Source organism: Ewingella americana ATCC 33852 (genome assembly GCF_000735345.1).
Taxonomy (GTDB): domain Bacteria; phylum Pseudomonadota; class Gammaproteobacteria; order Enterobacterales; family Enterobacteriaceae; genus Ewingella; species Ewingella americana.
Window position 1 is genome coordinate 1 of record NZ_JMPJ01000059.1, and the last position, 12,411, is coordinate 12,411.

At 53.3% G+C, this 12,411-nt stretch carries 14 protein-coding genes and 1 tRNA gene; 3 read left to right on the plus strand and 12 right to left on the minus strand.

Annotated features, from left to right (window positions below; all coding sequences use genetic code 11):
- Positions 1 to 27: 27 nt before the first annotated feature.
- The 10 genes from mlaA to ccmA form a co-directional block, all read right to left on the minus strand.
- Positions 28 to 792, minus strand: a complete 765-nt coding sequence (mlaA, locus tag GEAM_RS12285; RefSeq protein WP_034791886.1) for a phospholipid-binding lipoprotein MlaA — start codon at positions 790 to 792, stop codon at positions 28 to 30.
- A gap of 32 nt (positions 793 to 824) precedes the next feature.
- Positions 825 to 2,036, minus strand: coding sequence for a c-type cytochrome biogenesis protein CcmI (gene ccmI / locus GEAM_RS12290; protein ID WP_034791895.1), 1,212 nt, complete (start codon positions 2,034 to 2,036; stop codon positions 825 to 827).
- Complete coding sequence (locus tag GEAM_RS12295; protein ID WP_034791897.1) at positions 2,033 to 2,557, minus strand: cytochrome c-type biogenesis protein; 525 nt, start codon at positions 2,555 to 2,557, stop codon at positions 2,033 to 2,035. The genes ccmI and GEAM_RS12295 overlap by 4 nt, the downstream gene beginning before the upstream one ends.
- On the minus strand, positions 2,554 to 3,105 hold the full coding sequence (locus tag GEAM_RS12300; RefSeq protein WP_034791904.1) for a DsbE family thiol:disulfide interchange protein: 552 nt from the start codon (positions 3,103 to 3,105) through the stop codon (positions 2,554 to 2,556). The genes GEAM_RS12295 and GEAM_RS12300 overlap by 4 nt, the downstream gene beginning before the upstream one ends.
- Positions 3,102 to 5,075, minus strand: coding sequence for a heme lyase CcmF/NrfE family subunit (locus tag GEAM_RS12305; protein WP_034791906.1), 1,974 nt, complete (start codon positions 5,073 to 5,075; stop codon positions 3,102 to 3,104). Before GEAM_RS12305 ends, GEAM_RS12300 begins: the two co-directional genes overlap by 4 nt.
- Positions 5,072 to 5,566, minus strand: a complete 495-nt coding sequence (gene ccmE, locus GEAM_RS12310; RefSeq protein WP_034791908.1) for a cytochrome c maturation protein CcmE — start codon at positions 5,564 to 5,566, stop codon at positions 5,072 to 5,074. The genes GEAM_RS12305 and ccmE overlap by 4 nt, the downstream gene beginning before the upstream one ends.
- The gene (gene ccmD, locus GEAM_RS12315) at positions 5,563 to 5,841 is read right to left on the minus strand and encodes a heme exporter protein CcmD (protein WP_034791911.1); all 279 of its coding nucleotides are present in this window, start codon (positions 5,839 to 5,841) and stop codon (positions 5,563 to 5,565) included. The genes ccmE and ccmD overlap by 4 nt, the downstream gene beginning before the upstream one ends.
- Positions 5,841 to 6,575 (minus strand): heme ABC transporter permease, encoded by a 735-nt coding sequence (locus GEAM_RS12320; RefSeq protein ID WP_034791913.1) that lies wholly within the window; start codon positions 6,573 to 6,575, stop codon positions 5,841 to 5,843. The genes ccmD and GEAM_RS12320 overlap by 1 nt, the downstream gene beginning before the upstream one ends.
- A 276-nt stretch (positions 6,576 to 6,851) precedes the next feature.
- Positions 6,852 to 7,511 carry a heme exporter protein CcmB gene (ccmB, locus tag GEAM_RS12325; RefSeq protein WP_034791915.1) on the minus strand — a complete coding sequence of 220 codons (660 nt, stop codon included), beginning with the start codon at positions 7,509 to 7,511 and terminating at the stop codon, positions 6,852 to 6,854.
- A gap of 22 nt (positions 7,512 to 7,533) precedes the next feature.
- Positions 7,534 to 8,160 carry a cytochrome c biogenesis heme-transporting ATPase CcmA gene (gene ccmA, locus GEAM_RS12330; RefSeq protein WP_034791918.1) on the minus strand — a complete coding sequence of 209 codons (627 nt, stop codon included), beginning with the start codon at positions 8,158 to 8,160 and terminating at the stop codon, positions 7,534 to 7,536.
- 182 nt (positions 8,161 to 8,342) lie between these two features.
- Between ccmA and GEAM_RS12335 the strand changes: the two genes are divergently transcribed.
- Together GEAM_RS12335 and GEAM_RS12340 are read left to right on the plus strand one after the other, a co-directional pair.
- Positions 8,343 to 9,263, plus strand: coding sequence for a formate/nitrite transporter family protein (locus GEAM_RS12335; protein ID WP_034791982.1), 921 nt, complete (start codon positions 8,343 to 8,345; stop codon positions 9,261 to 9,263).
- A 90-nt stretch (positions 9,264 to 9,353) separates the two neighbouring features.
- Positions 9,354 to 9,428, plus strand: a tRNA-Arg gene (locus GEAM_RS12340).
- A 202-nt stretch (positions 9,429 to 9,630) separates the two neighbouring features.
- Here the strand turns inward: GEAM_RS12340 and GEAM_RS12345 are convergent.
- Positions 9,631 to 10,263 carry a hypothetical protein gene (locus tag GEAM_RS12345; RefSeq protein ID WP_034791920.1) on the minus strand — a complete coding sequence of 211 codons (633 nt, stop codon included), beginning with the start codon at positions 10,261 to 10,263 and terminating at the stop codon, positions 9,631 to 9,633.
- 179 nt (positions 10,264 to 10,442) lie between these two features.
- Between GEAM_RS12345 and GEAM_RS12350 the strand changes: the two genes are divergently transcribed.
- Positions 10,443 to 10,814, plus strand: a complete 372-nt coding sequence (locus GEAM_RS12350; RefSeq protein ID WP_034791922.1) for a VOC family protein — start codon at positions 10,443 to 10,445, stop codon at positions 10,812 to 10,814.
- Positions 10,815 to 11,050: 236 nt separating this feature from the next.
- On the opposite strand, the gene chiD is transcribed toward GEAM_RS12350, so the two are convergent.
- The gene (chiD, locus tag GEAM_RS12355; RefSeq protein WP_034791924.1) at positions 11,051 to 12,304 is read right to left on the minus strand and encodes a chitinase ChiD; all 1,254 of its coding nucleotides are present in this window, start codon (positions 12,302 to 12,304) and stop codon (positions 11,051 to 11,053) included.
- Positions 12,305 to 12,411 lie beyond the last annotated feature (107 nt).

Consider the following 12,411-nt stretch of genomic DNA (forward strand, 5'->3'; position numbering starts at 1 on the left):
GCTTTTTTTGTGTGAGCAGAATCTGAATCAGTTGGCTGAGTCGATGCTCTGCAGATCATCCTGAATCGCCGCGGCGTTCGGGTTATTCTGCGGGGTTAACTTGCCGCCGCTGGCCAAGAAGTCGTGACGCTGGAAGTAAGCTTCACGCACCATCAGGTAAGGGTCAGACGAGTTACGCAGGATAGGATCGGAGTCGAGCAATTCAGCACGAGTCTCAACGCCTTCAAGCACGAACTTACCAGCAGACATCCAGAAGGTCAGGTAGCTGAGCATCGGATAGAGGTAATCGACGGTGTCGCCGCCCTCGTCACGCAGGGTGAAACTGCCGTAAGCCGGAAGTTGCACGTACGGGCCGTAGCCTACGCCATAGTGTGCCAAGGTAGTGCCGAAGCCGCGCTTCTCTTCTTTCGCCAGTTTCGGGTTAGCCATTGACGCCACGTCAATCAGGCCGCCCATCCCCAGCAGGGTGTTGAGGAAGAAACGGTTAAAGTGGATCATCGCACGGTAGGGGTCACCCTGTGCGAAGGCGTTGACCATGCTGGCAGGTTCGTCGAGGTTATCGAAGAAGTTAGTCATCCCGTTACGCGCTGGCACAGGCACATAGTTTCTCCACGCCACAGCAACAGGACGAAGAACATAAGGGTCCATGATGTTGTAGTTGAAGTCGAACATTGTCCGGTTGAAACCTTCAAGCGGATCAGAACGTCCCTGCGGTTGGCTGTCCGATGATGTACCGGCACAACCCACCAGCAGCGCGGTCGCAAACGCCAGCCCAGTCAGGCGTAAGTTCATGGATATCTCCCTATTTTTCTTCAGTTCCGCTATCAGGGAACCTGCTGATTGATCTCAATGCTGACCTGTCCATTGCCGGAAAAATCAGTCAGCGGACTGTCGCCGTACCAGTCACCTGCGGCTGGCGTTGCCAGTCCGTTTTGTGAAATTCGAACGCGTACTTTTAACTGATGCAGCGAAGAAAGCAATCTTTCCGGCATCATGGCATTGGAATCATCCATTGTCATGGCAAGCGGGAAGCGGCTTAGAGGCAGTTTCTTCACGGCAATCGGCACTGGGCTGCTACCATCGGTGACCGAGATAAATACCGTGCCTTGCTGCGGAATACTCTTCGCGGCGTTGTCAGAAAGCGACACATTCACTGCCAGTTTGGCGGAGTTCTGCCCCGATTTAGCCTTTGCCTGCTCAATGCTGGCGCGAACCATTTCAGTGCGTTTATCCCCGGCTGGCAGAATTTTCAACATTAACTCCCAAGCACCAATCGCCTGCGGGTAATGCCCCTGTTCAAATTCATTGTAGGCCAGCAAACTCAGGACGCGAAGATTGCCCTGATTTTGTTCCAGCATACTGCGCAACAGTTTGCCGCCGCTAATGTTATCTTGCGGATCGCCGGAGCGAGTTAACACTTCCGCATATCCGAGCTTGATGTCCATATTGTTCGGCGAAAGCTGGTAAGCGTGAGCAAAAGCCTGGGTCGCGGTATTGGCATTATCCAGCGCCATCCCCACGCGGCCGAGCATCATCCAGTCTTGCGCATTGTTCGGGTCGCGCTGCAATTCGGTACGCAGCCCTAAGCCGAGATCCTGCACGTCATTAATGGTTAGCGCTGGCGAGTTGTCATCGGCGACGCGATGGCGTAAATCGGGCATGCGCTGCATGACGTTATTCCACGCGCTGACCTGAGTTAATCCGCCGGAATAGAGGTAGAATCCCAGCGTGACCAGCACTAATAACAGTGCGCCCGGCACCAGCGTCCAGCGGCCAATTGGCTGCGCGGCGCGCTGCTGCTCTTCGGGAATATCACTCAGCAGGTTTTCCTGCAATTCGCGAATATGCTGCGGGCGCTCGTCAACCACGCCCTGCTCTTCGTCTTGCTCAAGTTCGCTCAGACGATGTTGGTAAAAGACTTTGTTCAACGCATCGCGCGACGTGTGTTCTGCCTTGTCGCGACGCATCACCGGCACCAAAAACAGTGCCAGCGCAATGATAAGCATCACTACAATAGTCAGCCAAAAAATACTCATGATCCTTTCCCGTCGCTCTCTGTCTTCGTGACATCAGTCAGTAACTGCGCCAGCCGCTGTTGTTCTTTTATTGAAAGCTCTGACGCTGACACGCCCTGTTTCACCGATGTATCTGACCCTGTCTGCCCATTCTGGCGACGCGCGCGCATGATAATCACCGACGCGCCAATCAGGACAAACAGCAAAGGACCAAGCCACAAAATAAGCGTGGAAGGCGTGACTGGCGGTTCATAAGTGACGAAGTTACCGTATCGCGCCACCATATACTGCACAATCTGCTCGCGCGTTTGGCCTTGGTTAAGTAATTGATAAACCTTAGTGCGCATATCGGCAGCGATAATCGAATCCGAGGCCGCGATGCTGGTGTTCTGGCATTTCGGGCAGCGAAGTTGCTCGGTGATTTGCCGATACTGCTGCTCTTGCGCCTCTGACTTGAACTGGTAAGTGTCAATGGCGGCAAAGGCCGCCCAACTCAGGCTCAGGCCGAGGATCAGCGCACAAAGCGAAGTGACGGCTCTCATGCGTCACCGCCATATTTTTTGTACAGCGGTAGGACCTCATTTTGCCACACTTTAGCATTCATATCACCGGCATGGCGGTAGCGGATGATGCCCTGACCGTCGATCAAGAAGGTCTCTGGCGCGCCATACACGCCCAGATCCAACCCCAGCATGCCGTCGCCGTCATACAGGCTCAGTGCATAAGGATTACCCAGCGTATTCAGCCAGTTAACCGCTTTCTGCCGGTCATCTTTATAGTTCAGCCCGACCACGCGGATGCCTTTGACCGCCAACGTATTGAGATATTCATGCTCGGCGCGGCAGGTCGGGCACCACGTCGCCCAGACATTAAGCAAAATCGGCTTGCCGTCGCGCAGCACCGACTGGTCGTAGGTTTTGCCCGGCTGCGACAGCGATTCCAGCTTAAATACCGGCACCGGTTTGCCGATCAGCGCCGACTCCAGCAGAGTCGGGTCATCGCCGTTGGCGTTACGGGTCAGCTGCACCATAAAGGCCGCGGCCAGCGCCAGAAACAGCACCAGTGGAATAAATAGCAGTTTGCGATTCATGCCTCTTCAGCCTCCGCTTTGCCCTGACGCTTGAGCTTTTTGCTCATGCGATAACGCGGATCGAGAATACAGAGCACGCCGCCAAAGGCCATAAAGATGCCGCCGAGCCAGATCCAGCGCACGAAAGGTTTGTAGTAGAGGCGCACGGCCCACGAGCCGTCGTCCATCTCTTCACCCAGCGCGGCATACAGGTCACGCGCCAGATTCCCGTGAATTGCCGCTTCGGTCATCATGGTGTGCGCCACGCTGTAATAGCGTTTTTCAGCATGCAAGGTGGTGACAGGCTTGCCATTGCGGGTGACGTCGATATTGGCTTCGCCGCCGGAATAGTTGGAGCCTTGGATATCGCGCATGTCACGGAATACAAAGTGGTAATCGTGGATATCCACGCTGTCACCCGCTTTCATTCGCACATCGCGCTCGACGCTGTAGTTCTGGCTAAAGGCGATACCAATCACCGTGACGGCAACGCCCAGATGCCCCAGCACCATGCCCCAGTGGCTGCGGGACAGGTGGGTCAGGCCGCGCCAGAAGGTGTGGCGATGGGTAGCGCGCTCGTGCAGTTCCATCAGCGTGAGGACAATTACCCACACTGACATCAGCAGGCCGACCACCGTCATGCCGACGATTTTGTCCTGCAGCAGCCAAGGCAGCAGAATCGACAGCAGCAGCGTCACCACTAAGGCCACGCCGAGGCGACGCCACAGCTTGCTTGGCTCGTCGCGACGCCAGCGCACCAGTGGGCCGATGCCCAACAGCAGGGCCAGCGGAGCCATCAGCCAAGTAAACATGGTATTAAAGAAGGGTTCGCCAATGGAGATACTGCCCATGCCGAGCTGTTTGTGGATCAACGGCAGCAGCGTGCCGAGCAGCACCACCAGCATGGCGGCCACCAGCAGCACGTTATTGCCTAACAGATAGCTTTCGCGCGAGTGCAGTTCGTGGCGGCTTGGCGCACGTACCGAGTTCCCTTTGATGGCGTAAAGCAGCAGCGAGCCGCCGATGATGATCACCAGATAGGCCAGAATAAACATGCCGCGCGCCGGGTCTGAGGCGAAGGAGTGAACCGACACCAGCACGCCCGAGCGCACTAGGAAAGTCCCCAGCAGGCAGAGTGAGAAACAGGTGATTGCCAGCAGCACGGTCCAAGCTTTGAAGGTACCGCGTTTTTCAGTCACCGCCAGCGAGTGGATAAGCGCGGTGCCTGCCAGCCAAGGCATAAACGAGGCGTTTTCTACCGGATCCCAGAACCACCAGCCGCCCCAACCTAATTCGTAATAAGCCCATGCCGAACCCAGTACGATGCCCATAGTCAGGAATACCCACGCAGCCGTCGTCCAAGGCCGCGACCAGCGCGCCCACGCGGTATCAAGACGGCCCGCCATCAGCGAGGCAATGGCAAACGCAAAGGCCACGGAGAAGCCGACATACCCCATATACAGCAGCGGCGGGTGGAATATCAGCCCGATATCTTGCAGCACGGGGTTAAGGTCACTGCCGTCCACCGGAAAGCCCGGCAAAGTACGAATAAACGGGTTAGACGTCAGCAGGATAAACACCAAGAATCCGGCGGTGATCATCCCCATCACGGCCAGCACGCGGGCTACCGCGTCTTGCGGCATGCGGCGGCTAAACAGCGCCACCGCCAGCGTCCAGCAGCTGAGCAGCAACACCCACAGCAGCAGCGAGCCTTCGTGCGCGCCCCACGTGGCCGCCATGCGGTAATAGAGCGGCAGGCGGGTATTGGAGTTATTCGCCACATAGGTGACGGTAAAGTCATTCACCACAAAGGCGTGAACCAGAATGATAAAGGCCAGCGTGATGGTGGCGAACATGCCGTAAGAGAGCGGGCGCGCCATCGCCATCATGCGGTTATCTTGCCGCGCCGCGCCCCATTGCGGGTAAATACTCAGCAGTATCGCCAGACCTAAAGCCAGACAGAGGGAAAACGTTCCTATTTCCGGCATCATGAGCGAACACTTCCTTTATCGTTACCCGCGTAGGCCGCAGCCGGGGCTTTTTTATCATCTTTCATTGCATCTTCCACTTCTGGCGGAACGTATTTCTCATCATGCTTCGCCAACACTTGTTGAGCATTGACCACGTTACCGGCTTCCATCACACCCTGCGCCACGACGCCCTGCCCTTCGCGGAACAGGTCCGGCAGGATGCCGTTGTAGGTCACGCTAATCGCGCCACGGGCGTCATAAATTTTAAAACTGACCTGCAAACTCTTGGCATCGCGCTTCACCGAGCCAGGCATCACCATGCCGCCAATGCGCAGGCGCTGGCCGACAAACGGCATCTCGTGGTTTTCACCTTTACCTTGCAGAATCTCGGTCGGTGTATAGAACAGGTCAATGTTGGATCTCAGGGCGTACATCACCAGAGAGATGCTCAGGCCAAGGCCGACCAGCACCACCAGCGCCAGCGAAAGGCGCTTTTTACGACGTGGATTCACAATAACTTCTCCCCGGACGCGTCCGGTTTCAACCGAGGTACAGCCGGCTTCGTCGCGGCTGGCGATTCATTAGTAGGGTTTCGTTTGGATTGCACAATGCGCTTTTCCCGCGCCTGACGACGGCGAACGTCAGCCAGAATTTGCCGACGCTGCACCATGGTGTGCGCCACTAAGGCAATCAGAGAAATCAGCGTGGCGGCGACAGAGAGCCAGACATAAAAGGCGTAGCCGCCCATGTCGAAGAATGCCTGCCAGCTTGAGAATGCGGCGTTCATCAGCGGCGCTCCTTATTAACCAATTCGGCCACCCACGGGCGAAGGCGCTCCTGAATAAGAATAAGGTTACGCAGGCGCATTAGCGTCAGCGTAATAAAGAAGAACAGATAGCCGAAGATGGCCCAGCGCAGCGGGTAACGCATGCTCGGGTCGATGGTTTGCTGCATGTTGGTCGAGCCTTGATGCAGAGTGTTCCACCACTCCACCGAGTAGTGAATGATAGGAATGTTGACCACGCCGACCAGCACCAAAATGCCCGCAGCTCGCCCGGCAAGGCGGCGATCTTCAAAGGAGTGGTATAAGGCAATAGCCCCCAGATAGAGGAACAGCAGCACCAGCTCGGAAGTCAGGCGCGCGTCCCACACCCACCAGGTTCCCCACATAGGTTTGCCCCAGGCGGAGCCGGTGACCAGCGCAATAAATGTGAAGACGGCCCCGACGGGTGCCATGGCGGCCATGGCTAAGTCAGACATTTTCATCTGCCACACCAGCCCGATAAAGGCTGCAATCGCCATCGCGCTGTAAATTCCCATCGACCAGATAGCCGCCGGGACGTGAATGTACATGATGCGATAGCTGTTACCCTGCTGGTAATCAGGCGGCGCGTAGCCAAAGCCCCAGACCCAGCCAATTAGCAAACAGGCTAATCCCAGAATGCCGAGCCACGGAATAAACCGGCCGCAGACCGAGTAAAGACGCTCGGGTCGCGCAAGTTGATGTAACCATTTCCACATTGTTATCGTTGCTCACTCTAAAAAGACTTTCACTGGGGCGCGTGGACCGTTATTGGCCTATTGCGCGGTAAGAGATGGAACCGGTTTCTATCCGCACTTATTTATTCGCACTGAATACCCCTTCCCTATATTGTTCCCTATAGAGAAGTGTGATGTTAGTCAAAGGTTGCGCTTTTTCTGCCAATTTGTAACTACAGGTAAATTTAGCCAAATTGACCGAAATAATATTGACCCTAAATAAGTCGAGTTCAGCAAGGCTGCTCGAAGTATGACCGGTCAGTGAACGCTAACTCGCAAAGCTGCCGCCGTAGCGAACGGCGCGAGTGTCGCACTTCCCGCCAGCATCGCGCCAAGAATTGCCAGATATCCGCCGAGCGGCATGCCCATAGAGGCGGCGTCGATGGCACCGGTGGCAAAAATCAGCACCGGAATGTACAGCGGCAATACCAGCAAACTGAGCAGAACCCCGCCTTTACGCAGGCCCACGGTCAGCGCCACGCCAATCGCACCGATAAAACTCAGGGTCGGCGTCCCTAGCAAAATGGTCAGCGCTACGGCTTTCCACGTGTTGAAATCCAATGACAGCAGCAAGGCAATCACCGGAGACAAAATCAATAACGGCAGCCCGGTAACCACCCAGTGAGCACATACTTTGCCTAGAACCGTGAGTGCCAGCGGGGATGGTAACAATAGTAGCTGCTCTAGCGTGCCGTCGAGGAAGTCATCACGGAACAGCCTCTCAAGAGACAGCAGCGAGGCGAGCAGCGCCGCGACCCAGACTATCCCCGGCGCGATGCGCGCCAGCAGTTGTGGTTCCGGTCCCAGTCCCAGCGGAAACAGGGTGATCACGATGATAAAGAACCACAGCGGGTTGATGATTTCCGCACTTTTGCGAAAAGCGATTTTCAGTTCGCGCCGCAGGACTTTAATAAACATTAGACCAACTTCCCTAATCGAGTCATAGCAGTTCTGCGCTAGTTAAACGGAGCTTACGCACGTCGCGGTTCACTCCCTGTAAGTCTTGGTGTGTAGTAAGCACTACCATACCGCCCCGCCCGGCATGCATTTCGAACAGTTCGATCAGTGTCGCCACGCCCTGCTTGTCGATAGCCGTCAGAGGCTCATCAAGGATCCACAGCGGCGCGCGGGTCAGCCACAGCCGAGCTAAGGCAACGCGGCGCTGTTGCCCGGCAGACATCTGCGCCACGGTGACATCTTCATAGCCCAGCAGGCCGACATTCTCTAAGGCCTGATACAGGGCGTCGCTATCTACTTTGCCGTCAACCGACTGATAAAACGCCAGATTTTCATACGCAGTGAGTACTGACTTTATTCCCGGCTGATGGCCGAGAAACAGTAAATCCTGATGAAAGAGGTCACGCTGGCGGCGCGTATTTTCACCTTTCCAGCGCACTTCACCGGAGTCTGGCGAGGAGAGCCCGGCCAAAATCCTCAGCAGGCTGGTTTTACCGGCGCCGTTCTGGCCTTCAATTTGCACCATGTCACCGGGCTCGATGGTGAAACTTAGGTCGCTAAACAGGGTCCGCTCATCGCGCACGCAGCTCAGGTTAACGGCTTCAAACATCGGAATATCCCGTAAAATTCACAAGGGTACATCATATCATAAGCATCCTATGCGTCGCAGCCAGAGGTTACAGTGGTTCCTGCCACTGCCAGTCTGTGTTGCAGCATAACCACCATCCCTCGCCTATGCTTAAAACGGTTTTATTTTTCCGCGACGCCTCGCAAAACTTCTGGGGAAACACCATGAATCAAGCCACTAAAGAGCAGAATATAGAGAACGATGTCGACAGCGAGGAGCACGCGCAAGGCACTGAGATTGAAGTTGATGAAGAGAACCTGCCCTCGCGTGCGGCGGCGGTTCACGAGCAGATTCGCCAAGAGGGAGAGAAAGAGCTGGAGCGCGACGGACTGGCGCTGTTCTGGTCGGCGGTGGCCGCCGGACTGTCGATTAGTGCGTCCATGATGGCGAAAGGTATTTTGCACGCTCGCCTGCCGGAGTCGCCGGAGCGCTTTTTCATCGAGAATATTGGTTACACCGCGGGCTTCATTATTGTCATTATGGCCCGCCAGCAGCTGTTCACCGAGAACACCGTCACCGCCGTGCTGCCCGTGATGCATAAGCTGACGCTAAAAAACAGCGCCCTGCTGCTGCGCCTGTGGAGCTGGGTGCTCGGAGGCAACCTGATTGGCTGCGCCTGCGCCGCGCTGGCTTTCCATCTGGTACCGTTTTTCGACGCCGACACCGACGCGGCCTTTCGCAGCATCAGTCTGGAGATCATGAAGAAAGACCCGACGGCGATGTTTGTCAGCGGCATTATTTCCGGCTGGCTGATTGCCACCATGGTGTGGATGCTGCCCTCGGCGGGCGCGGCAAAAGTGTGGGTGATCATGCTGATGACCTATCTGGTGGCCATCGCCGACCTGACGCACATTGTGGTCGGCTCGGTGGAAATCCTCTATCTGGTTTTTACCGGCGCAATCCCTTGGCACCAGTTCATCTGGCCCTTCGCCCTGCCGACCCTCACTGGGAATATCATCGGCGGCACCTTTATCTTCGCGCTCATCAGCCATGCACAAATCCGCAATGACATGAGCAACCAGAACAAGGCCAAGCAGCAAAAGAGAGCCAACAACAAGCAGGAAAACCAGCAGAAAGCGCAATAACTGGCGACGAAACAACCAAACGACCGCCTAACGCCTTATTATTGTGGCAAAAACGAGTATACTACGCGGGCGCTTTCCCAAGCCGCCCGTGTCTCCTTAGTTAAACGGATATAACAAGCCCCTCCTAAGGGCTAGTTACAGGTTCGATTCCTGTAGGGGACACCATTTCATTGACAGAACGTTTTCTCCCCCCCCAATTGAAGAAGTATGCAGGTCCTAAAACCTGGTGATAGTTTAAACACGTATTAGATTTCGCATTTAAATCGCGAAGTCAAACAATCCCTTGTCTTAAATTGGATTCATTAACCCATCTATATATACATTAAATTCAATATACAGACATTTTGAGCACTGACTCTCCAACTTCCTATCGTCTTGAAAAAAGAATAAAATTAAATTTATTAATTATCCTTTTTGATATCAAAATTTGAGCACCTAATAGGAAGATATAATTATATGCAATGAGAACCATCGCTGAAATAAGTATATTCAAGGTAACACCAAAGATATTATTCAATTGACTCCCATAAGAATTACCATCTAAATATTGGATAAAATCAATCTCCACATATAAAAATAAAACATACAGTAAGATTGATGTAAGGACTGTTCCTGCGCCCCAAAAAATTCTACGTTTTAGCGTATGTAACCCCTGTGAATATCTAATAATCAAATCACCATCAACAGACTTTAACTCAGTGATTTTTAGAAGCATATTTAATTTAGAATAACACTGGATAAGCCTCGTTTGGTTTTCTTGTTGCATTAGAATTTTAACTTCTTCAGCAGAAACATATTTTGACCTATAGATACTTTGGAATAGTGCCTCCACTAAAATATTATTTATTTTATCTGAAGACACAACAGTTATGAGTTTCTCTATATTCTTGATTTTATTCTTACTTCTTGAAAGAAAAAAACCAACCATTAAACCAACCACTGGTAAAGTCAGGATACTTGTAGCCAATTTAAGGATGTTATCAAAATCTTGAAATACCATTATCACCTCATAGACCAATATATAGAGAAATTATTGTCGGCAATTATTTTAAAAACTTTAGCTAGATATAATAAAATCTTACGAAGACATAACCATTCAGATACAAAACCCATTTAACTTGAACAAGTTAACTATCATTACTATATTTAAAATCCTTATCTTTGCTTCGGATTCCCAACATGCCCAACCTAACCCCCTTCTCCCACGTCCTTGCCGTGCCCAATCTCGCCAAAACTTCGGCTTATTTTCGTGATGCGTTGGGGTTTAAACTTGCTTGGCCGGATGGAGGTGGCTGGCAGCTGGCGGTGCGGGGGGAAGTGCGAATTATGCTGGGAGATTGCCCGGACGCGATTGCGCCTTCGGCGTTAGGCGACCATAGTTACTTTGGTTATTGGCATGTTGATGATGCGACTGCCCTTTATGAAGAATTTACTGCCTCGGGCGCGATTATTTTGCACCCTATTGCCGACATGCCGCACGGCATGCGTGAGTTCACCATTGCGACGCCGGACGGGCATCGGATGGCGATTGGTGAGGACTTATCAGCTTAAGCTGAGAACTAAACAATTAGCAAGGGAAGCGCGTGTTTTACCGGTTTTTAGAGATTTTAGTATTTTTACTGTTACTGCTGTGGATTGCGCTGCTGTTTAACGTCGGCGGGATGTCGGTAAAGCTCAGCGAGTTCATGACTTATCTTGATTCTCTTTGATTACCTTTGCTTCAGAGATAAAAAAGCCACTTACCCAGTAAGTGGCTGATTACATTGATGACTTAAGGCGTGTCTAATTTAGTGCTTAACACCCAGCGTGTCAGCCAGCGTTCTGGCTAACTGGTTGTTATCATCGGCACCAAACTCCCAGAACATGGCCCCAGCCAGCCCTTTGCTTTTGATGTACTCCCCTTTGATAGCCACCGAGCGCGGGTTCTCGTAAGAGATAGCGAACAGCGGATCGCCCTTGGCGGACTTAATCGACAACCACGGCACTTTCGCTTCGTCATCCCAGTGCTGGGTGAAGCGTTTTTGTGGGTCGTTGAGCAGTTTGCTGACAATATCGTTGTACTTCACATAGGTATCTTTGGTCAGGTCATAGCCCAGCGACTTGAACAAGGCGACCTCGGTTGGGCTAAACGATGGCTGGGTGACCGGATTTTTCTGCGCGTCTGGCTTGGTCCAGTCAATCCCTGGCTCCATGGTGCGTTTTGGTACACGCCCGTAGAAACCTATGCCGAGGTTCATCTGGCTGGCCTTCAGCCCCGCCGCAAGATAGTTATTCACCACGAAATCTGCGCTGTATTTATCCGCCGCCGCGACGGTTGGCCACTCTTTGGAGTCATACAGGTTGGAGTTGAAGTACTGCGTGCCGTAGGCCATATCGTAGGTCATCAAGTTGATGTAATCCAGCGACGGGGCAATGGCTTTGACGTCGATCCAGCTTTTCGGGCTTTCCGCGCTGGCGGCGACGGCGATGGTCACCAGCTTCTCTTTACCAAATCTTTCGCGCAGCTCTTTCAAGATGGCGGTGAAGTTATCCTTGTCGGCAGGCGTGCTGTCCACCAGCCCCCACGCGCCGTTGACCGGATATTCCCAGTCGAGGTCGATGCCATCAAGGCCATATTTTTTTACGATCTGTTCCGCAGAATCAATGAAGATTTTGCGCGTTTCCGGCGTAGCGGCAGCGGAAGAGAAACCGCGCGCGCCCCAACCACCGACCGAAAGCAGCACTTTCAGGTTCGGGTTCTGTTTACGCAAAGCGGGGATTTTTGCCAGATCGGCTTCAACTTTGGGTGACAGCCAAATCTGGTGCAGTTTGGCAGGGTCTTTCAGCGCGGCGTTGGTCTCGCCCGCTTCATTGTTGTAAACCAGACCAAATGAGTAGTTGAGATGGGTTATCAAGCGAACGTCGAGTTTATCGATGTCGCCACCGGGCCCGGCAGTGACGTCGCCGCCGCCGTTGAAATAGCCCACTGACATAAGAGAGTTAGCTGAGGCAACTGACGCGCACAGCAAGGGTAATACCGCGAGAAGGGGTAAAAGTTTCATAAATAAGCCTCTTTGACATTTTAAAAACAAATACCGCGACCTAAAGTAGGTGGCGAATAAACAACCACCTAACCTTAGCATCGCTGGCCTGTCAAAGCAGATATTCA